The 19,338-nt window shown below is 69.2% G+C and carries 19 protein-coding genes; 16 read left to right on the forward strand and 3 right to left on the reverse strand.

Going from position 1 to position 19,338, the window contains the following annotated elements:
• The first annotated feature begins 37 nt into the window (after positions 1-37).
• Both ACFY10_RS42125 and ACFY10_RS42130 read left to right on the forward strand, forming a co-directional pair.
• Entirely contained in the window at positions 38-271 is a 234-nt protein-coding gene (locus ACFY10_RS42125; RefSeq protein WP_390670619.1) for a DUF6069 family protein, read from the forward strand.
• 87 nt (positions 272-358) lie between these two features.
• Complete coding sequence (locus tag ACFY10_RS42130) at positions 359-1,048, forward strand: siderophore-interacting protein (RefSeq protein WP_390670620.1); 690 nt, start codon at positions 359-361, stop codon at positions 1,046-1,048.
• A gap of 30 nt (positions 1,049-1,078) precedes the next feature.
• On the opposite strand, the gene ACFY10_RS42135 is transcribed toward ACFY10_RS42130, so the two are convergent.
• Entirely contained in the window at positions 1,079-1,261 is a 183-nt protein-coding gene (locus tag ACFY10_RS42135; protein WP_390670621.1) for a hypothetical protein, read from the reverse strand.
• A gap of 560 nt (positions 1,262-1,821) precedes the next feature.
• Between ACFY10_RS42135 and ACFY10_RS42140 the strand changes: the two genes are divergently transcribed.
• The 5 genes from ACFY10_RS42140 (at position 1,822) to ACFY10_RS42160 (ending at position 8,468) form a co-directional block, all read left to right on the forward strand.
• Positions 1,822-2,757: an ABC transporter ATP-binding protein gene (locus tag ACFY10_RS42140; RefSeq protein ID WP_390670622.1), complete on the forward strand. Its 936-nt coding sequence runs from the start codon at positions 1,822-1,824 to the stop codon at positions 2,755-2,757.
• Positions 2,754-3,608: an ABC transporter permease gene (locus ACFY10_RS42145; RefSeq protein ID WP_390670623.1), complete on the forward strand. Its 855-nt coding sequence runs from the start codon at positions 2,754-2,756 to the stop codon at positions 3,606-3,608. The genes ACFY10_RS42140 and ACFY10_RS42145 overlap by 4 nt, the downstream gene beginning before the upstream one ends.
• Before the next feature lie 87 nt (positions 3,609-3,695).
• The gene (locus ACFY10_RS42150) at positions 3,696-5,042 is read left to right on the forward strand and encodes a sensor histidine kinase (protein ID WP_390670624.1); all 1,347 of its coding nucleotides are present in this window, start codon (positions 3,696-3,698) and stop codon (positions 5,040-5,042) included.
• Entirely contained in the window at positions 5,039-5,734 is a 696-nt protein-coding gene (locus ACFY10_RS42155) for a response regulator (RefSeq protein ID WP_390670625.1), read from the forward strand. The genes ACFY10_RS42150 and ACFY10_RS42155 overlap by 4 nt, the downstream gene beginning before the upstream one ends.
• A gap of 523 nt (positions 5,735-6,257) precedes the next feature.
• Positions 6,258-8,468, forward strand: coding sequence for an MMPL family transporter (locus tag ACFY10_RS42160; protein WP_390670626.1), 2,211 nt, complete (start codon positions 6,258-6,260; stop codon positions 8,466-8,468).
• 271 nt (positions 8,469-8,739) lie between these two features.
• Here ACFY10_RS42160 and ACFY10_RS42165 read toward each other — a convergent pair whose 3' ends face one another.
• Positions 8,740-9,153 (reverse strand): winged helix-turn-helix transcriptional regulator, encoded by a 414-nt coding sequence (locus tag ACFY10_RS42165; RefSeq protein ID WP_390670627.1) that lies wholly within the window; start codon positions 9,151-9,153, stop codon positions 8,740-8,742.
• 284 nt (positions 9,154-9,437) lie between these two features.
• On the opposite strand from ACFY10_RS42165, the gene ACFY10_RS42170 reads away from it, so the two are divergent.
• The 3 genes from ACFY10_RS42170 to ACFY10_RS42180 all read left to right on the forward strand — a co-directional run bounded on the left by ACFY10_RS42170 (position 9,438) and on the right by ACFY10_RS42180 (position 11,178).
• A complete protein-coding gene (locus ACFY10_RS42170; RefSeq protein ID WP_390670628.1) occupies positions 9,438-10,100 on the forward strand; it encodes an NAD(P)-dependent oxidoreductase in 663 nt (220 codons plus the stop codon).
• A 211-nt stretch (positions 10,101-10,311) separates the two neighbouring features.
• Complete coding sequence (locus ACFY10_RS42175; protein WP_390670629.1) at positions 10,312-10,665, forward strand: hypothetical protein; 354 nt, start codon at positions 10,312-10,314, stop codon at positions 10,663-10,665.
• A 138-nt stretch (positions 10,666-10,803) separates the two neighbouring features.
• Positions 10,804-11,178 carry a DoxX family protein gene (locus ACFY10_RS42180; protein WP_390670630.1) on the forward strand — a complete coding sequence of 125 codons (375 nt, stop codon included), beginning with the start codon at positions 10,804-10,806 and terminating at the stop codon, positions 11,176-11,178.
• 236 nt (positions 11,179-11,414) lie between these two features.
• On the opposite strand, the gene ACFY10_RS42185 is transcribed toward ACFY10_RS42180, so the two are convergent.
• Positions 11,415-12,215, reverse strand: coding sequence for an IclR family transcriptional regulator (locus tag ACFY10_RS42185; protein WP_390670631.1), 801 nt, complete (start codon positions 12,213-12,215; stop codon positions 11,415-11,417).
• Between the two features lie 173 nt (positions 12,216-12,388).
• Between ACFY10_RS42185 and ACFY10_RS42190 the strand changes: the two genes are divergently transcribed.
• From ACFY10_RS42190 to hmgA, 6 genes are all read left to right on the forward strand, one after another.
• Entirely contained in the window at positions 12,389-13,399 is a 1,011-nt protein-coding gene (locus ACFY10_RS42190) for a fumarylacetoacetate hydrolase family protein (RefSeq protein WP_390670632.1), read from the forward strand.
• A complete protein-coding gene (locus ACFY10_RS42195; protein ID WP_390670633.1) occupies positions 13,396-15,030 on the forward strand; it encodes a bifunctional 3-(3-hydroxy-phenyl)propionate/3-hydroxycinnamic acid hydroxylase in 1,635 nt (544 codons plus the stop codon). Before ACFY10_RS42190 ends, ACFY10_RS42195 begins: the two co-directional genes overlap by 4 nt.
• Positions 15,031-15,287: 257 nt before the next feature.
• On the forward strand, positions 15,288-16,001 hold the full coding sequence (locus ACFY10_RS42200) for a CoA transferase subunit A (RefSeq protein ID WP_390670634.1): 714 nt from the start codon (positions 15,288-15,290) through the stop codon (positions 15,999-16,001).
• A gap of 55 nt (positions 16,002-16,056) precedes the next feature.
• The gene (locus tag ACFY10_RS42205) at positions 16,057-16,710 is read left to right on the forward strand and encodes a CoA transferase subunit B (RefSeq protein ID WP_390670635.1); all 654 of its coding nucleotides are present in this window, start codon (positions 16,057-16,059) and stop codon (positions 16,708-16,710) included.
• Positions 16,710-17,897: a thiolase domain-containing protein gene (locus ACFY10_RS42210; RefSeq protein WP_390670636.1), complete on the forward strand. Its 1,188-nt coding sequence runs from the start codon at positions 16,710-16,712 to the stop codon at positions 17,895-17,897. Before ACFY10_RS42205 ends, ACFY10_RS42210 begins: the two co-directional genes overlap by 1 nt.
• A gap of 37 nt (positions 17,898-17,934) precedes the next feature.
• Positions 17,935-19,272: a homogentisate 1,2-dioxygenase gene (gene hmgA, locus ACFY10_RS42215; RefSeq protein ID WP_390670637.1), complete on the forward strand. Its 1,338-nt coding sequence runs from the start codon at positions 17,935-17,937 to the stop codon at positions 19,270-19,272.
• Positions 19,273-19,338: the final 66 nt, after the last annotated feature.

Below are 19,338 nucleotides of genomic sequence, written 5' to 3' on the forward strand. Positions count from 1 at the left end.
CAAGCCCTCGTCGTACGTCTTTCTGACCGCCCTGGGAGTGCTGGCGGGATCCGCCGGATGGGCCCTCGTCCGCAGACTCTCCCGCGATCCCGAACGGCTGCTCCGCCGGCTCGTCCCCTCGGTTGTCGTGTTGTCCTTCGTTCCGGACCTCTTCGAGTTCGACGAGGGCAAGGTGACCGGTGTGGTGGCGCTGCTCCTTATGCACGTCGCGGTCGCGGCGATCGCGGTGCCGACGTACCGCAGAGTCATGCCACTGAGCTCGGTGCGCTGACCACGCGCCAGTCCCGCCTCCACCCGAAAGCGTCAGAACTCCCCTCCCTCGTCGCCCGGTCGCCCCTTATCTCACCTGGAGCCCGTCATGCCCGCCCTGCTGGATCCCGTCCTCGACCTGCTGACACTGCGCGGAACCGTCACGGCCACCGAACCGATCACCGCCCGTATGCGTCGGCTCCGCATCGAGGGCGACACACTCGCCGGGCTGACGGTGCGGCCCGGACAGCAGGTGCGGGTGCTGGTGGGCAGTGGGCTGACCCGGCGTACGTATTCGGTGTGGCGCTACGAACCCGCCGGTGCCGTCGAGTTGTGCGTGCTGGACCATCCGGGCGCAGGGCCCGGCGCCCGGTGGGGGCGGACCGCCGAGGTGGGGGACCAGGTTCGGCTGAGCAGGCCGGAGGGCTCCTTCGTGCTGCGCCCCGACGCCACGCACCATTTCTTCGCCGGGGACGAGACCGCAGCTGTCGCCTTCGGCGCGATGCTGGCGTCGCTTCCCGCGGGCGCGCGGGTCTCGGGCTGCGTGGAGACGGAGTCGCCGGCGGACCAGCTGCCGCTTGTCCACGGTGACCGCCTCGACTGGCTGGTCAGGGGCGATACACCGCTGCCGGCCTCGGTACGGCGACTCGCTCCCCCGCCCGGCGGCATCGCGTATGTCGCCGGGGAGGCACGGACCGTGCAAGCGGTGAAGCAGGTGCTCGTGCGGGAGGCAGGCTGGGACCGGCGGTCGGTCCTCACCAAGCCGTTCTGGGCGCCGGGCAAGCGCGGACTCGAGTAATGACGGGGTCCTACGCCGAGCCTTCAAGGTCTACGGACAAGAGGCGCCCCTTGGGGAAATGCACGACTCCGCGGTCGTGAGCGACTCGCGGACCAAGTCGGAGGACAGGTCGTCCGGGCCGATGGAGCGGGTCGCGCACAGCTTGCCGCCGCCCACCTGAACGCGGTGGTGGATGATCTGGCGGGCGCCCAGCCGGGCCGCGGGAGCAGCCATGGCCGGGGGAGGTTCTCGGCGCGGGAGGTCACTGTCCGCCGCGCCACACGGAACCACCTCCCCTCGGGTCGATGTGCAGGGGCACGACGATCCTGGTGCGGTGGTAGACGGTCGTGATCGGGCCGACTCCTGGTTCGTCCTGCACGGCGGGAGAGTCGGTGGCGCCGCCGCTGCGGCGGCGCCGTGGGCGGTTGACCTTTTGCCGTGGCCGGTGGCGAACGCGCTTCGCGCGCGTGCCGGGACCCCTGACTCCGAGAGCACACGAGAGGTTGCTCCATGACGAGCGTGTCAGCGAGCGCCTGACCTCGAACCGCCTTCACAGCCGCGGATGTCGCGGTCAGTACGCGCAGGGCGGTGCCGACCAGTACCAGCACGACACTCGGTAGCGACCGGACAAGGGCCGCGGGGCCGGTACGGAGGTTCCGGGCCGGGTGGTACTGCGGTACCACCGCATCCGCGTCATTGCTGCCCTGGGTATCACGATGCGCGGTTCCCGGACTTCTAGCGTTTCTGGTGACGAAGCCCGGTAGGGGCCCATAGCCAGATGCGAGGTAGCGACCATGATCGAAGCGCAGCAACTGACGAAACGGTACGGCGAGAAGACGGCGGTCGACCGTCTGGACTTCGTCGTCATGCCCGGCACCGTCACCGGGTTCCTCGGCCCGAACGGTGCCGGCAAGTCCACCACGATGCGCATGATCGTAGGACTGGACGCGCCCTCCGGCGGCAGTGTGACGGTCAACGGCAAGCGTTACGACCGGCACTCGGCGCCGTTGCAGGAGATCGGCGCGCTGTTGGAGGCCAGGTCGATCCACCCGGGCCGGTCGGCGTTCGACCACCTGATGGTGCAGGCCCACACCCACGGGATTCCGCGCCGCCGGGTGGAGGAGGTCATCGAGCTGACCGGGCTGCAGGCGGTGGCGAAGAAGCGTGCCGGTGCCTTCTCCCTCGGCATGGGCCAGCGCCTGGGCATCGCCGCGGCGCTGCTGGGTGATCCGGCCACCGTCATGCTGGACGAGCCGGTCAACGGGCTGGACCCCGACGGTGTGCTGTGGATTCGTAACCTGCTCACCCAGCTCGCCGAAGAGGGCCGTACCGTTTTCGTCTCCTCGCACCTCATGAGCGAGATGGCGTTGGTCGCCGATCACCTGATCATCGTCGGACGCGGACGTCTGCTGGCCGACACCACCGTGCGGGAGTTGGTGCGCAAGCACGGCGGGGACGCCGTGACGGTGGCCTGCGACCGGCCGGCCCGTCTGCGGGAGGTCCTCTCCGGACCCGGTGTGGAGATCACCGGCGAGGTCGGCTCCGAGCACCTCAACGTCACCGGCCTGTCCGCGCGTGCCATCGGTCTGAAGGCCGCCGAGCACAACATCCCCCTGTTCGAGCTCAGCTCCAGGACCGTCTCCCTGGAGCAGGCGTTCATGGAACTGACCCACGACGCCGTCGAGTACCACGGCGCCTCCACGATCGAAACCCCTGGGAGGGCGGCATGACCACGATGACCGAGACCCGCAGCGCGACCGCGTCCTCGCCCGAGGCAACCCAGCAGGCACGTCCCCGATACAAGGTCACCGGGTTTCGGGTGCTGCGCTCGGAGTGGGCCAAACTGTGGACCCTTCGCTCCACCTGGATCACCCTGGCCCTTGGCCTGGCGTTCCTGATCGCGTTCGGTGTCATCTCCGCCTGGCAGTACCAGTCCGGCGGCAACTCCGACGGCAACGGCCCGGACCTGGCCGACGCCACCGCGCTCAGCCTCACCCTGTTCGGTGTCTTCCTCGCGCAGATGGCCTTCGGGATTCTGGGAGTGCTGGTCACCGCCGGCGAGTACTCCACCGGCATGATCCGCTCCACGCTCGCCGCCGTCCCGCGCCGACTGCCGGTGCTGTGGTCTAAATCGGCGGTGTTCGGCCTGGTCACGTTCGCCCTCGCCACCATCGGCGCCTTCGCCACCTTTCCGATCGCGAACCAGCTGGTGTCCGGCACTGCGGCGGAACTGGCGCTGTCCGACTCCGGCGTCGTCCGCGGCCTGCTGGGCGCCGGTGTGTACCTGGGCCTGATCGCCGTGATCGGCACCGCGCTGGGCGCCCTGCTCCGCTCCGTCGCGGGCGGCATCGCCACCCTGGTCGGCATACTGATGCTGGTGCCCAACCTGACCTCGCTGCTGCCCGACTCCTGGCAGGACGACGTCAGCAAGTACCTGCCCAGCAACGCGGGTGAGTCGATGTACTCGCTGACCCACGACGCGGCGAGCCTCTCGCCCACCGCCGGGCTCCTGGTCCTGCTCGGCTGGACCGCTCTGGCGCTGGCGGGCGCCGCGTACCGTCTGGTGCGCACCGATGCCTGACGCAACCCTTCCGCCCGGGCGGTGCGTACCGGCCTGGTCGGTACGCACCGCCCGGGCGCTGTGAGCCACGATGGACAGGGGATACCCATGAGCAGCGACAACATCACCCCGCCGGGGACGGCCTTCCACCCGTCCCCGGCAGGAGTCGAGGCCATGTGGGATCACCCGCTGGTCCGGCGGGCGTCCTGTGTCGGGCAGCGCCTGAGGCGGATCGACCGGAGCCGTCCGTGGTTGGTGGACGCCGGTGTGGTCCTCGCCCTGATCGCCTTGCTGTGTCTGCCCGACCTGCTGTCCCCCAGCCGCCCGCTGGAATTCGACGTCGACTTCACCCGCCTGTCCTGGCCGGGGATGATCGCGCTGCAGGCGGGCCTGCTGCTGCCCCTGCTGTGGCGGCGCAGAAAGCCGGCCACCACGTTCGCCGTGGTCGCCGCGGTGTTCCTCGTCCAGTGCGCCTTGGGGGTCTGGCTGCGCGCCGGCATGGCCGTGCTGGTCGCCGTCTACCACCTCGCGCTGCGCGGGCGGCCGCGCCATCTGCCCGTCGCCTGCGCCGTGCTGGCCCTCGCCCTGGGCCTGATCGCCCTGCGCCTGCCGGGCGACGTGTCGATCGTGGACGGGCTGTTCTTCCTGTTCACGACCGTCGTCGCCGCGGTCGCGCTGGGTCTCGTCGTCCGGGTGCGGCGTGCCCAGCTGGCGGCCCTGCACGACCGCGCGGCCCGCCTGGAGATCGAACGTGACCAGCGCAGCCAACTGGCCACCGCCGCCGAACGCACCCGGGTCGCCCGTGAGATGCACGACATCGTCGGCCACAACCTCTCCGTCATCATCACTCTCGCGGACGGCGGCGCACGGGCGGCCGACCTGACCCCCGAACGCGGCAAACAGGCTCTGCTCATGATCGGAGACACCGGGCGCCAGGCACTGGGTGAACTGCGCCGCGTGCTCGGCGTTCTGCGCGACCCTCACGCCAACGCCGACCCCGCGCAGCTCAGCCCGCAGCCCCGCCTCGCGGACATCAACGCCCTGTGCACCCGTATCCGCGCCGCCGGCCCGCAGGTCGTCTACCGGACCAGCGGCGAGTTGGACAGCCTCGACCGTGGTGTCCAGCTGACCGTCTACCGTATCGTCCAGGAAGCACTCACCAACGCGCTCAAACACGCAGGCCGTGACACGCGCATCGACCTGACGGTGACCGCCGGGGACAGGGAACTGCGCATCGACGTCCACAACACCGGCCCGGACCCGACGGCCGCCGGGCCACAACCACCCCGCGACCAGGGACAAGGCCTCACCGGTATGAGAGAACGCGCCGCCCTGTACAACGGAACCGTCACCGCGGGGCCCGCTTCCGGCGGAGGCTGGGCGGTGCGGACCGTCCTCGACCTCACCCCGATCACCGGTCTCCCCCAGCCGTCCCACGTCGGCGGTGCGCAGTGACCACCGTGCTCATCGTGGACGACCAGCCGCTGCAGCGCTTCGGCTTCCGCATGCTCCTGGAGAGCTCCCCCGGCACCGAGGTCGTCGGCGAGGCGGAACACGGCGCCGAGGCCGTCCGCATGGCCGCCGAACTCCGCCCCGACGTCATCCTCATGGACGTCCGGATGCCCGGCATGGACGGTATCGAGGCCACCCGCCGCATCATCGCCGCCGGCGAACGCTCCCGGGTCCTCGTCCTGACCACCTTCGACCTCGACGAGTACGCCCACGCCGCCCTGCGCGCGGGCGCCAGCGGCTTCCTCCTCAAGGACGCCCAACCCGATGAACTCCTGGCCGGGATCCGCGCCGTCGCGGGCGGCGACGCCGTCATCGCCCCGGCCCTCACCCGCCGCCTGCTGGACACCTACGCCCATCACCTGCCCCAGACCTCACCCGGCCGCACCCCGGACGACGACCCCCGAATCCGCTCACTGACCGAACGCGAGCGCGAGATCTTCACCGCCATCGGCCAGGGCTGGACCAACGGCGAGATCGCCGAACGCCTGGTGCTGTCGGAGTCCAGCGTGAAGACATACGTCGGCCGCGTCCTGGCCAAACTGGAAGCACGCGATCGCGTCCAGGTCGTCATCCTCGCCTACGACCTGGGACTTACCCACCCGAACCCACCCGAGCGAGAGACCGGGGAACTGTGACGTCCAACGCCTGACCCAGCCGAGAACGCCGGCGCCAGGTGGACGCCGTCCCACCCCCGTTCAACGCCCGGGAGGACGCGCTGCGCAGCTCCCCGACCCCGGCAGGCGTCGATCGGACGGGACCCGGACCGGTACGGACGTTTCCCTTCCTGTAGTACCGCGGTACCACCGCGTCCGCGTGATTGCTCCCCTGGGTACCAAGCTTCGCCGTCCCCGGACTCCTAGCGTTTCTGCTTACGAAGCCCGGTGGGGGCCCCGGAGATGCGGTAGTGACCATGATCGAAGCACGCCAATCCACGCAGCGGTACCGCGAGAAGACGGCGGCTGACCACCCGCGATTCTTCGGTCAGTCGACGCCGAGGTTTCGGAACGCCTGGTACGGCGACGCCGTCGTCGCCGAGAGCCACCTGCCAACCCCGCAGCCTCCCGCACGGCGCAGGGGGCGTCGCAGCCGGGCAGCGCATCGGCCTCTTCCCTTCGTCGGCGCCCGCCGACTCACCCACCCCTGAACGTGGAGCCCACATTGTCCACTCTCGCACGATGGTGCTACAGACACCGGATCATCGTCGTCGTGCTCTGGCTCGGCCTGCTCATCGGACTCGCCGCCGTGTCGCAGGGCGCCGGCAGCAATTACAGCAACAGCTTCTCCCTGCCGAACACCGAGTCCACCCGTGCCCTCGACCTGCTGAAGTCGTCCTTCCCGGCGCAGGCAGGTGACACCGACACGGTGGTGTGGCAGGTCGACTCCGGTTCCGTGCGCGACAGCGCGACGAAGGAGCGGATGACCGGCACCCTGGACAAGATCCGCAAGCTGCCCGAGGTGAGCGGTGTCACCAGCCCCTACAGCGCGCAGGGCGCGGCCCAGATCAGCAAGGACGGCCGCACCGCCTACGCCCAGGTGAACTTCGCCAAGGTCCAGCAGGAACTCGACAAGTCCGACATCCAGCGGGTGATCGACACCGCCGAGGCGGCGCGGACCCAGGGCCTGAAGGTCGAACTGGGCGGCCAGGCGATCAAGAGCACCGAGCAGACACCACCGGCCACCAGTGAACTCGTCGGCGTGGCGGCTGCCGCCGTGGTGCTCTTCCTTGCCTTCGGCTCGCTGTTCGCCATGCTCCTGCCGATCCTGACCGCGGTCGCCGGCGTCGGCACCGCCATCCTCACCACCGGTCTGCTCAGCCATGCGGTGACCATCGGTGAGATCGCCCCGACCCTGTCCGCCCTCATCGGCCTCGGCGTGGGTATCGACTACGCCCTGTTCATCGTCACCCGGCACCGCAAGGGCCTGCAGTCCGGGCTCGACGTCCAGGAGTCCCTGGCCAGGGCTGTGAACACGTCGGGGCGTGCCGTCCTGTTCGCCGGCGGCACCGTCTGCATCGCCCTGCTCGGCATGTTCGTCCTGCAGACCAAGTTCCTGAACGGTATCGCCATCGCCTCGGCGCTGACGGTGGCGTTGACCGTGCTGGCCGCAGTGACCCTGCTGCCGGCCCTGCTGGCGCTGCTGGGCAAGCGGGTGCTCGGCCGGCGGGCACGGCGCCGGCTGGCCGCGGGCGAGCCGCTGCCCGAGAACGCCATGTCCGGCCCGTGGGCCCGCTGGGCCGCCGTGGTGGAACGGCGCCCCCGCGCACTGTCCCTGATCGCACTGGCCGTGATGCTCGTCCTGACCATTCCCGTGCTCTCCCTGCGCCTGGGATCGTCCGACTCAGGCAACGACCCTGCGTCCAACACCACCCGCAAGGCCTACGACATGCTGGCCGACGGATTCGGCCCCGGCTTCAACGGGCCGCTGCAACTGGTCGCCCAGGCCCCCACGGCCGCGGACAAGGCCGCCCTGACGAAACTATCCGCCCAGCTGGAGGACGTCCACGGGGTCGCGAGCGTCGTCGCGGCGCCCATCCGGCCCGGTTCCACGGTGGGCATCGTCCAGGTCTTCCCCACCACCTCGCCCCAGGCCAAGGAGACCTCCGACCTGATCGATCACCTGCGTGACGATGTGGTCCCCGCAGCCGAGAAGGGCACGACCCTCAAGGTCTACGTCGGTGGATCGACCGCGATATTCGACGACTTCGCAAGTGTGCTCTCCGGCAAACTGCCGTTGTTCATCGCGGTGATCGTGGTCCTCGGCGGGCTGCTGCTCCTGCTCGCCTTCCGCAGCCTGCTGATCCCGGTCACCGCGGCGGTGATGAACCTGCTGGCCGCCGGAGCCTCCTTCGGTGTCCTGGTCGCGGTGTTCCAGTGGGGCTGGGGCTCCGACTCCCTGGGGCTGGGCAGGGCCGGCCCGGTGGAGGCCTTCCTTCCCGTGATGATGATCTCCATCCTGTTCGGTCTGTCCATGGACTACCAGGTGTTCCTGGTCAGCCGGATGCACGAGGAATGGGTGCACACCAAGGACAACGCCCGAGCGGTGCGGGTCGGCCAGGTGGAGACCGCGCGGGTCATCACCGCCGCCGCCGCCATCATGGTCTGCGTCTTCATCGCGTTCGTCTTCGGTGGCCAGCGTACGATCGCCGAGTTCGGCATCGGTCTGGCGACCGCGGTCGCCTTGGACGCGTTCATCCTGCGCACCATCCTGGTCCCGGCCGCCATGCACCTGTTCGGCAACGCCAACTGGTGGCTGCCCTCCTGGCTGGACCGCAGGCTGCCCCACCTCTCCGTCGACCCGCCGGACGAACCCCTCCCGGCCCCTGCGGCGGACAGCGCGACTCCCGAACCCGAACCGTCCGCCAGTTCCTGACAACCGTCCTGCGGGGCGAGACGGAACAGGCATCCGTGTGGGGCGTCCACAGAGGCCATGAGCCAGGACGCCCCACCAGAATTCGCCTACGGAACACCCCGTACGCCCCGCACAGCCTGGTGACTGCCGCCGACTGTGATGACGAGCGGTCGCGACATCTCCCGCCTCGTCGGGGGGGCGCTCCGGCGTCGAAGCCATCGCGAGAGAACTGCGCGCACGCTCACCGACCGAGCCTGCTGCGGAGTGCCGCAGATGCTCAGGGAATCCCTGGTCAACGCGAGGCCGCAGCGTCCTCGGCGGCGGCTCGGGCCCGGTGTGCCCGGATCTCCTCGTGGTGGTCGGCGGCCCAGCCGAACAGCTGCTTGACGATCTCGTGCAGGCCGCGGCTGAGGGGGGTGAGCGCGTACTCCACGCGCGGTGGCACCTCCGCATAGGCGGTACGTGTCACCAGCCCGTCCTGCTGGAGCTGACGCAGGGTGAGACTGAGCATGCGCTGCGAGATGCCCGGAACGTTTCGCTGCAGGTCGGTGTAGCGCAGGGGGCCGTCCTCCAGGCCGACGATGATCAGCAGGCTCCATTTGTCGCCGACGCGATCCAGCACCTGGCGGATGAATTCCATGTGCTCGGCGGGGACCGTGCAGGACCCGCGGCCTGCGACGGCGCCTGATCCGACTGTGTCCTCCATGGCGCACATTCCTCTCCGGCACGCACATCGATGTGCGTTTTGTACGGCCAACGATACTGACCCATCATGGCGTTACGCACAGACAGTCGGAACTGGCGTTCGCCGTGCGGGCAGAGATCCGAGCCGAGGCGCCCCACCCGGGCACCATGGCCGTCGGCCTTACCGATCTCCGCCCGTGGTTTCCGCGCCCGTCCCCGATGCGCCTGGTCGCACCGAGTCCACGGCCCCTGCCGATCGACACCGAAACGGCATGGGGTGTCTGCCCTCTCCACCAAGGTGACACCATGACCGACCTGCTCGTTCTCGGCGGCAGTGGCCGCACCGGACGCCATGTGCTCACTCAGGCTGTCGCACGCGGCCACCGTGTCCGCGCGCTGGTGCGCCAGCCCGACGCGGTCCAGGCCCCGCACGGCGTCGAGCTGATCCAGGGCACGCCGTCGAACATCGACGACCTCCGCAAGGCCGCCCAGGGCAGCGAGGCGGTGATCACCGCGCTCAACAACTCCCGTGCCTCCGACAACCCCTGGGCCAAGCCCGTCAGCCCGCCCATGTTCATGACCGACGCCACCTGCAACACCCTCACGGTGATGAGCGAGCAGAACCTCCGCCGCATCGTCGTCACCTCCACGCAGAACTCCGGGGACGGCCGGGCCGCTCTCAACCCGGTCTTCAAGGCCCTCGTCAAGCTCTCCAACCTCAAGGCCAGCTTCGACGACCACGACGGTGTGGACGAGGTGGTACGCGCCTCCGACACCGACTGGACCCTCGTCCGGGCCGTCCTCCTCGCCGACGGGCCCGTCGTCACTCCGGTGCGGGCCGCCGAGGCCGGGACCGAGAAGCCGGGCACGCGGCTCAACCGCGCCGACCTCGCCGGCTTCCTCCTGGACACCGTCGAGCAGGGCACATGGATCCACAAGGCGCCGCTCGTCTGGAACATGCGGGGCTGAACACCCCGCCGTCCACCGACCCCGGCACCTCCACGAACTCGATCGGACCGAGCCGGCTGACCTGTTCGTGGATGCGGTGGTGGAAATCCTCTCGTCAATTTCCGCCCGAAGCTGCCCAGTTGCCCGTTCGGGGGCTGTCAGGTGGGCGGTGCTCGGGCTCTGGGTGGCAAGCATCCGGAGTCGTGATCGGGAATCGAACCCGGGAGACACCATGCGAAACGGTGGGGCGCTGACGCGCCGAGTGGTCGGCGGTTTCAACACGGGGGTGGTGAAACTCCGTTCCTCACGGCGGTGGGGACGGTTCGTCTCTCGCCATCTCACGGTCGTGACGTACACGGGGCGCCGGTCGGGACGATCGTTCAGCACGACGGTGGCCTACCGGCGCAGCGCAGAGGTCATCACAATCACCGTCGCCTTCCCGGACGCCAAGAACTGGTGGCGCAACTTCACGGGGGACGGTGGCCCGATGTCGCTCGAGCTGGACGGGGCGAACCGAGAAGGCCATGCCGTCGCCGGACGAGACGCCAAGGGGCGCGTCCTCGTCACCGTACGGCTGAACGACTGAGTGCCGTAGCAAGGCACAACGACCGGTTCGGAGCGCCCTGTCGGGTCGCGCCGGCATCACTCAAGTGCCGGTTGCCCCACTTCCAACAAGTCGTCGCGCTGGTGGCTGACTGCCGGCGCTTACCCCCTTGAGGTCCTCGTGAATGTGCTGCTGTGGGTTTTCCAGTCCTACCTTGCCGCCTCATTTGTCGCATTCGGAGCCATGAAGATCGTGCGCGACAGAGCGGAGCTCGCCCGAACCGCCTTCGGCTGGGTCGAAGAGTTCTCCGACAACTCCGTGAAGGTCATTGGGCTGCTTGACGTGCTGGTAGGCCTCGGTCTGATCCTCCCGGGTGTCACCGGTATCGCGCCGGAACTGGTTCCCTGGGCCGCTCTCGGCGGTGTCGCATTGGCCGGAGGCGGGTCCGTAGTCCACCTCCGTCGCTCCGAAACCGCCAAGGCTGCCGTGAACCTCCACTTCATCGCCTTGCTGATCGCGGTCGCGTGGGGTCGATTCGGGCCGTACCAGCTTTGAACCACGGTGACGTCGAGACGCCGATCCCGCTTCGGCGCTGGAACAGGGCTTCCTCGCGGGGCACAGTCGATCCTCGGGCAGCAGGTCCGCCGGGTACGGGTCTCCGCACCGACCCGTACCCGGCGTGTTTCGGCGATGCCGCTGACTCTTCTCCGAGAGGACACGACACGTGCGCCGGCTCGAGAACCGGGGACGGACGAGGCTACGGGCCGGCTACGTCAGCGTCCGTCGACATCTCAGGGAGACCCTCGACTCGGCCCGCCCCGGGGCCCGAGTACGAAGAGCCGATTCTGGATGTGGCCGACGGCGCGTCCCAAGGCGTCCGCCACGTCCCGCACCCGGGCCGTCGGCATGCGACTGACCGGTGCCGCGACACCGACGCTGCCGATCGGTTGTCCGAACAGGTCGAGGATGGGCATGCCCACCCCGGCGACGCCGGGCGTGATCTGGTCCTCGATGTGGGAGAAGCCCTGGCGTCGCGTCTGGGCGATGAGCTCGTCGAGAGTCTGCGGGGTGATGCCCCAGTCGAGCTCGACCGGTCCCAGGACGTCGCTCAGCACGTCGTCGCGTTCCGGTTGCTCGATGGCCGCAAGAATGGCCAGACCGGCAGCGCCCACACCGAGCGGACGGCGGCTGCCGATGCGCAGGGTGACGACCTGAATGGGCGCCGGGCCGCTTTCCACTTCGAGACAGACCGCCTCCGACCCGCTGCGCATCATGAGGAAGACGGTGTCGCCCAGTTCGGTCGCGAGTGAGATCAGGGCGGGCCGGCTGCGGCCCCGGATGTCGAACTGCTGGGCGGCGGCGACGCCGAGTTCGAAGGCAAGCGGCCCGAGCGAGTAAGCACCGTCGGGGGCGTCCTGATGCACCAGATGAGCTTCCCGGAGCTGACTCAGGACCCGGTGCGCGGACGAATGAGGCAGGCCGCACCGCGCCGCGATCTGAGTCAGAGCGAGACCGCCGGGGCCGGCGCTCGCCAGAGCCTTCAGTACGACGACTCCACGCTTGAGCGAGCCCACGGCTCCTGTCGGCGGCATAGTCCGGATAGTGGATCCCGTGGACATCCGAAGTCAAGGATCGCCGACAACTCCGGCTGTCAGCCGCTAAAGGCAAAAGAATTTCCATTCCGATAAACGGAATCGGCTCCTGACAGTGGTGCGGCCTGACTCTTCAATGGGCCCATAGCCGACCGACTGGGAAGGACCGCACAGTGAAGCTGGGCAGTTTGGTTGAAGGAGGCCGTGACGGCACTCTCGTCGTCCTCGATCGCACACTGACCCGTGCCGTACCGGCGACCGGGATCGCCTCGACGCTCCAGGCCGCGCTCGAGAACTGGACCGAGGTGGAGGAGCCGCTGCGGAAGCTGAGCGAGGCTCTAGACGGGGACGGCGTCACCGGCGCCCTGCGCGTCGCCGACCTCGAGATGGCAAGTCCGCTTCCCAGGAGCCACCAGTTCCTCGACGGCTCCGGCTACCTCGACCACATGCGCAAAGCGCGGGCCGCTCGAGGGGCGGAAATGCCGCCGAACTGGGAGACGGAGCCCCTGATGTACCAGGGCCTGTCCGACCGTTTCCTCAAGGCCCGGGACGAGATGGTGATCCCCGAGGAGGAGCTCGGTCTCGACTACGAGGCCGAGATCGCGGTCGTGCTCGACGACGTCCCGATGGGCACCACCGTCGAGGAGGCGGCGGCCCACATCAAGCTGTTCGTCCTGCTCAACGACTACACGCTGCGGACCCTGACGCAGAGCGAGCTTCCCAAGGGCTTCGGGTTCCTCCAGGCGAAGCCGACCAACGGGTTCGCCGTCGCGGCGGTGACCCCCGACGAGCTCGGCGGCAAGTGGGACGGTGAGCGCGTCCACCTGCGGGTGCGGACCAGCCGCAACGGATCGATCGTCGGCGAACCCGACTCGGGCACCGGCATGTACTTCACGTACCCGCAGTTCATCGCTCACGCCGCTCGTACGCGCGACCTCGCCGCGGGCACCATCCTCGGCGCGGGCGCGGTCTCCAACGAAGGCGCCGAGAGCGGGCACGGATGTCTCGCCGAGGTGCGCATCTGGGAGACCGCGACCTACGGCGCCGTACGCACCCCCTGGCTCCTTCATGGCGACGTGCTCGAAATGGAGGCCTTCTCCGACGGAGAGTCGGTCTTCGGCCCGCTCGAGCACCGCATCACGGCGCTGAACAAGACGGGCGAGCCCGCGGGCGAGCGGCGATGAAGCGGTACGACGCGGTGATCGCGGGCATGGGCCCGACCGGGGTCACTCTCGCCAACCTCCTCGCGCGCAGAGGGTGGAGGGTCCTGATCGCGGACCCCGCGCACGAGGTCTACCCACTGCCCCGGGCAATCACCGCCGATCACGAGGTGATGAGAACCTTCCAGGCCATCGGCGTCGCCGATGAGGTCGCCCAGGAGTGCATCCCTCACCCGGGATCGGACTACCTCGGTGTCGACGGTGAGCTCATCAAGACGTTCTACCCGGCTCCGCCTCCGAACCCGCTCGGTTGGGAAGCCAACTTCCTCTTCTACCAGCCGCGGCTCGAAGCCCGGTTGAGGCGGGAGCTGGAGCGCTACCCGAACGTCGAACAACGACCGGGGACCTCGCTGGTCGACGCGGCCGAGAACGCGGACTCCGTCGTGGTCGTCCTGGATCGCGACGGAGAGACGGAACAGGTCGAGGCGGAGTTCCTGGTCGGCTGCGACGGCGCGAGGAGCCGGACCCGCTCACTCGTCCAACCCACGATCACCGATCTCGACTTCGACGAGTGGTGGGTGATCGTCGACACCAACCTCGTCGCCGACACCGACCTTCCCTCCAGGGCCACGCAGTACTGCCAGCCCTCCCGGCCGGGCACCTTCATCATCGGACCGGGCTCGCTCCGGCGCTGGGAGATCAAGGTGCTTCCGTCGGAAGACCCCCAGGACTTCAAGGACCAGGCCGTGCTGAGAAGGGTCCTGTCCCACTTCGTCGATGTCGACGCGCTCGAGATCGCGCGGGTCGCTGTCTACAGGTTCCACGCCCTGGTCGTCGACAACTGGCGGCGCGGACGCATCCTGCTCGCCGGCGACGCGGCTCATCAGATGCCGCCCTTCCTCGGGCAGGGCATGTGCGCCGGTATCCGGGACGCGGCCGGGCTCGCCTGGAAACTCGACGCCGTCGCCAAGCGCGGCTGGCCCGAACAGGTGCTGGACACCTACGAGGCCGAAATGCGTCCGCACGTGGCTGAGGTCGTCGGGCTCGCGAAGTCGTTCGGCGAAATCATCGGCGAACTCGATCCGGACCGCGCGAGGGCTCGGGACACCCGGCTCCGTGAGGCACGACGACTGCGTCCGGACCCCACACGGCAGCAGGTCATCCCGCCGTTGTCGGCAGGGCTGATCGCGTCGCCGCCGAACGTGGCGGCCGGCACCCAGTTCCCCCAGCCGTGGGTGAGGGACGCGAGCGGTGACCGGGTCCGCCTCGACGAGGTACTGGGCGACTGGTTCGCCGTAGTGAGCATCGAGAACGACAACGCCTCCCGGGCCGGCGCAGGCGACGACTCCGGGCGGTTCTTCGAGAGCGCGTGCCGAGCACTCGGTGCCCGACACGTGGCCGTCAGGAGATCGACCGGTGGCGAGAACGGCCGTACGGCGACCAGGGCGGGGGACGCCGAGGTGGCGGACGTGGTCGACCTCGACGGCACCCTCGTGGACTGGGCCTCCCGGCTGGGGATCTCCTGGGCGGTGGTCCGGCCGGACCGTTACGTCTATGGCACGGCCACCTCTCAAGGCGCGGCCCTCGGGCTGGTGGAGGAGCTGTGCCTGCGGGGAGAGGTTCTCGCGTCCGAGCCGGTCGTCGAACGGCACTGAGCGCTCCGCTGGAAGAACGGTGCCAAATCCACGGGCCAGTGGGGGCTGGTCGCTCCCCCACTCTCGGCTTCGCTCGAGCGGGGGGACCCCCATCGCGGCGGAGCCGTATATCGATACAGCCCCGCGCCCCTTATGGGGCGCGGTACCGCGCCGGACTTCGCCAGAACCGCTGAGATGTCTCCCCCTTCGCCCAAGCCGATCCTCAACTCCCCCGTCCCTCCCGCTCTGCCGACGAACCGGCCGTGAAAGGAACCGACATGGCTGTCATTCACCCCACCGCCACCGAGGCGCTGCGCGATCTGCTGTCCGACGGGATGACCCTGGCCGTAGGCGGGTTCGGCCTGAGCGGCATACCTGACGACCTGATCGCGGCGGTCCGGGCGTCGGGCGTCCGGGATCTCACCGTCATCTCCAACAACATGGGGGTGGACGGGATCGGCCTCGGCGTGCTCATCGAGGGCGGTCAGGTCCGCAAGGTCATCGCCTCCTACGTGGGTGAGAACAAGCTCTTCGCCCAGCAGTACCTCGACGGGGTGCTCGAGGTGGAGTTCAACCCCCAGGGCACCCTGGCCGAACGGCTCCGTGCGGGCGGCGCCGGGATCCCCGCCTTCTACACCCGCACGGGAGTCGGCACCGAGGTCGCGGCAGGCAAGAAGACCGAGGTCTTCGACGGAGTCGAGTACGTGCTCGAACGGGGCCTGGTCGCCGACCTCGCGCTGGTGCGCGCCCACCGCGCGGACACCGCCGGCAACCTCGTCTACCGCTACACCGCCCGCAACTTCAACCCGGTCGTCGCGACGGTCGGCCGGGTCACCGTGGCCGAGGTCGACGAGGTCGTCGACGAGGGCGGGATCCATCCCGACCACGTGGTCACGCCGAGCATCTACGTGCAGCGCGTCGTACGGACGTCGAGCCGGGCCAAGCACATCGAGCAGCGCACTACGCGGCAGCGCACCGAGACGCCCGCGTGAGCGCATACCGCGCAAGCCGTAGAAGGAGAGCCGCGTGCGAAGAAGAGGAGCTGTCATGACATGGTCCCGCGACGAGATGGCCGCCATCGCCGCTTCCGAACTGAGAGACGGTGCCTACGTCAACCTCGGCATCGGCATCCCCACCCTGGTCGCCAACCACCTCCCCGAGGGCGTGAAGGTCACCCTCCAGAGTGAGAACGGCCTCCTGGGCATGGGCCCGTTCCCCTACGAGGGGGACGAGGACGCCGACTTGATCAACGCGGGCAAGCAGACGGTCACCGTGCTGCCCGGCGGCAGCATCTTCGACTCGGCCGCCTCCTTCGCGATGATCCGCGGCGGGCACGTCGACCTGACGATCCTGGGAGCCATGCAGGTCTCCGGCTCCGGAGACCTCGCCAACTGGAGCATTCCGGGATCCGTCGTCAAGGGCATGGGCGGAGCGATGGATCTGGTCGCCGGGGCCCGCCGCGTGATTGCCCTGACGACCCACCTCGCCAAGGACGGATCCTCCAAGATCGTCCGCGAGTGCACCCTCCCGCTGACCGGTGTCGGCGTCGTGGACCGTGTCATCACCGACCTCGCCGTCTTCGACGTCGTCGAGGGCGGCCTGGTGCTGGCCCGGACCGCCCCGGGGGTGACGGTCGACGAGCTCCGTGCCACCACCGAGGCCGAGTTCACCGTCGGCTCCGCGTACGAGGCGGCTGCCTGATGACTCTCGCCCAGACCTTCGGAACCGACATCGTCATCTCCGGTTGGGGGCACACGCGCTTCGGCTCACTGCGCGACCAGTCCCTCGAAGACCTCGTCGTCACCGCCGCCCGCGACGCGATCGCCGCCGCGGGGATCGACGCCGGGGACGTCGACGAGATCTGGTTCGGCCAGTTCAACTCGGGCCTGTGGCCACTGGCCTTCGCCTCGTCCCTGGCTCTCCAGATCTCCGACAACCTGTTCGGCGTACCGGCCACCCGCGTCGAGAACGCCTGCGCATCAGGCTCGGCGGCCGTCCACGGCGGTGTCAGGTCCCTCCTCGCAGGCACCGCCCGGACCGTCCTGGTGATCGGCGCCGAGAAGATGTCCCACGCCCCGGCGGAGCAGGTCGGCGCCGCCCTGCTCGGGGCCGACTACGAGCTTGCCGGCCAGGAGTCCCGCACGGGATTCTCCGGGCTGTTCGCGAAGGTCGCCGAGGCCTATCAGCAGCGTTACGGCGCCTTGGACGACGTACTCGGACAGATCGCCGCGAAGAACCACCACAACGGCCTGGCCAATCCGTGGGCCCACCTCCACAAGGAGCTCACCCCCGAGTTCTGCGCCACGACGTCACCCAAGAACCCTGTCGTCGCCGGTCCCTTGAGGCGCACCGACTGCTCGCCGGTCTCCGACGGCGCGGCTGCCCTCGTCCTCACGACCGCGCCGAGCGGCGGCGCGGCCCACAGCCCGGTCCGGCTGATCGGCTTCGGCCAGGCGAACGACTTCCTGCCCGCCGGCAAACGCGACCCGGTCGAGTTCGCCGGCAGCGCCGCCGCCTGGAACCGCGCGAAAGGCATGGCCGGCGTGGAACTCGGTGACCTCGACCTGATCGAGCTGCACGACTGCTTCACCATCGCCGAGTTGGTGATGTACGAGGTGCTCGGGATCGCACCTCGGGGGAAGGGGCGCGTCGCGCTCGACGAGGGCACCGTCTTCCGGGGCGGCAGCCTGCCGGTGAACCTCTCCGGCGGGTTGAAGAGCAAGGGCCACCCGGTCGGCGCCACCGGCGTCTCCCAGCACGTGATGGCCGCGATGCAACTCTCCGGCACCGCCGGTGACATGCAGCTGCCGGGAGCGCGTCGCGCCGCCGTGCACAACATGGGCGGACTCGCGGTGGCCAACTACGTCAGCGTCCTGGAAGCGACCTGAGCCCGTCCCAGGCCCCGAACACCTAACGGAGGTACTCATGACCACAGTTGACAGGTCACTCACCGACATCACCGCACCGGCTTCCGCCCGCGACCTCGCGTATCTCTCGGGTTTCGGCAACCAGCACATCACCGAAGCCGTCCCGGGGGCCCTCCCGCAGGGCCGCAACAGCCCGCAGAAGGCACCGCTGGGCCTCTACGCCGAGCAGCTGAGCGGCACCTCGTTCACGGCACCGCGCCAGGACAACGTGCGTACGTGGGTCTACCGCATCCGACCGTCCGCGAAGCACTCCCCGTTCCGGCAGGTCGATGCCGGCGGCCTGACGGCGAGCCCGATCGCGAACGCCGCCCCCGCACCCAACCGCCTGCGGTGGGACCCTTACGAATTCCCCGCCGAGCCGAGGACGTTCGTCGAGTCGCTGTTCACCATCGGCGGCAACGGCGATGTTCGCGCGCAGTCGGGTGTCGCCATCCACATGTACGCCGCAGCCAGGTCTATGGAGCGCGAGTACTTCGTCAACAGCGACGGTGAGATGCTGATCGTCCCGCAGCAGGGCGGTCTGCGCGTCGCCACGGAACTCGGCATCCTCGCGGTCTCTCCCGGCGAGATCCTCGTCCTCCCCCGCGGCCTCCGCTTCAAGGTGGAGCTGCCCGACGGTGTGGCTCGCGGGTACGTCCTGGAGAACTACGGCCAGATCTTCAGGCTGCCCGAACTCGGCCCGATCGGTGCCAACGGCCTGGCCAATCACCGGGACTTCCTGTACCCGACGGCGGCCTTCGAGGACCGGGACGAGGAGGTACAGGTCTTCAACAAGTACCTCGGCAACCTGTGGGTCTCCGACTACGGCCACTCCCCCCTCGACGTCGTCGGATGGCACGGCAGCCTTGCGCCCTACAAGTACGACCTGAGCAACTTCATGGTGATCGGCACGATCTCGTTCGACCATCCGGACCCGTCGATCTACACCGTGCTGACCTCGCCCAGCGGAATCCCCGGGACGGCGAACGCCGACTTCGCGATCTTCCCGGACCGCTGGCTCGTCGCCGAGAACACCTTCCGTCCACCGTGGTTCCACCGCAACGTCATGAGCGAGTTCGTGGGGCTCGTGCACGGCACCTACGACGCAAAGGCCGAGGGCTTCCTCCCCGGCGGCGCCAGCCTGCACAACTGCTTCGCCTCGCACGGCCCCGACCGTGAGACCTACGAGACCGCCAGCACGGCGGAGCTCAAGCCGCGCAAGATCGACAACGGTCTCACGTTCCTGTTCGAGACCCGACTGCCCGTCATCCCGACCGCCGCCGCCCTGGCGCTGCCGACGCTCCAGGAGGACTACGACGCGGTCTGGGACGGCCTCCAGCGTCACTTCCAGGGTTGACACCGCCGTACGACACATCTTCCGGCCCGCATCCCATGGCGGGCCGGAAGCACGTGTGAAGCCACC

It is taken from the genome of Streptomyces sp. NPDC001401, assembly GCF_042895385.1.
Classification (GTDB): Bacteria; Actinomycetota; Actinomycetes; order Streptomycetales; family Streptomycetaceae; genus Streptomyces.

Excerpts from the sequence above, each read along its gene's own strand:
- ACFY10_RS42130 (WP_390670620.1), top strand. The coding sequence starts at position 359 with ATGCCCGCCCTGCTGGATCCCGTCCTCGACCTGCTGACACTGCGCGGA.
- ACFY10_RS42135 (WP_390670621.1), bottom strand. The coding sequence starts at position 1,261 with ATGGCTGCTCCCGCGGCCCGGCTGGGCGCCCGCCAGATCATCCACCAC.
- ACFY10_RS42140 (WP_390670622.1), top strand. The coding sequence starts at position 1,822 with ATGATCGAAGCGCAGCAACTGACGAAACGGTACGGCGAGAAGACGGCG.
- ACFY10_RS42145 (WP_390670623.1), top strand. The coding sequence starts at position 2,754 with ATGACCACGATGACCGAGACCCGCAGCGCGACCGCGTCCTCGCCCGAG.
- ACFY10_RS42150 (WP_390670624.1), top strand. The coding sequence starts at position 3,696 with ATGAGCAGCGACAACATCACCCCGCCGGGGACGGCCTTCCACCCGTCC.
- ACFY10_RS42165 (WP_390670627.1), bottom strand. The coding sequence starts at position 9,153 with ATGGAGGACACAGTCGGATCAGGCGCCGTCGCAGGCCGCGGGTCCTGC.
- ACFY10_RS42170 (WP_390670628.1), top strand. The coding sequence starts at position 9,438 with ATGACCGACCTGCTCGTTCTCGGCGGCAGTGGCCGCACCGGACGCCAT.
- ACFY10_RS42175 (WP_390670629.1), top strand. The coding sequence starts at position 10,312 with ATGCGAAACGGTGGGGCGCTGACGCGCCGAGTGGTCGGCGGTTTCAAC.
- ACFY10_RS42185 (WP_390670631.1), bottom strand. The coding sequence starts at position 12,215 with ATGCCGCCGACAGGAGCCGTGGGCTCGCTCAAGCGTGGAGTCGTCGTA.
- ACFY10_RS42195 (WP_390670633.1), top strand. The coding sequence starts at position 13,396 with ATGAAGCGGTACGACGCGGTGATCGCGGGCATGGGCCCGACCGGGGTC.
- ACFY10_RS42200 (WP_390670634.1), top strand. The coding sequence starts at position 15,288 with ATGGCTGTCATTCACCCCACCGCCACCGAGGCGCTGCGCGATCTGCTG.
- ACFY10_RS42205 (WP_390670635.1), top strand. The coding sequence starts at position 16,057 with ATGACATGGTCCCGCGACGAGATGGCCGCCATCGCCGCTTCCGAACTG.
- ACFY10_RS42210 (WP_390670636.1), top strand. The coding sequence starts at position 16,710 with ATGACTCTCGCCCAGACCTTCGGAACCGACATCGTCATCTCCGGTTGG.
- hmgA (WP_390670637.1), top strand. The coding sequence starts at position 17,935 with ATGACCACAGTTGACAGGTCACTCACCGACATCACCGCACCGGCTTCC.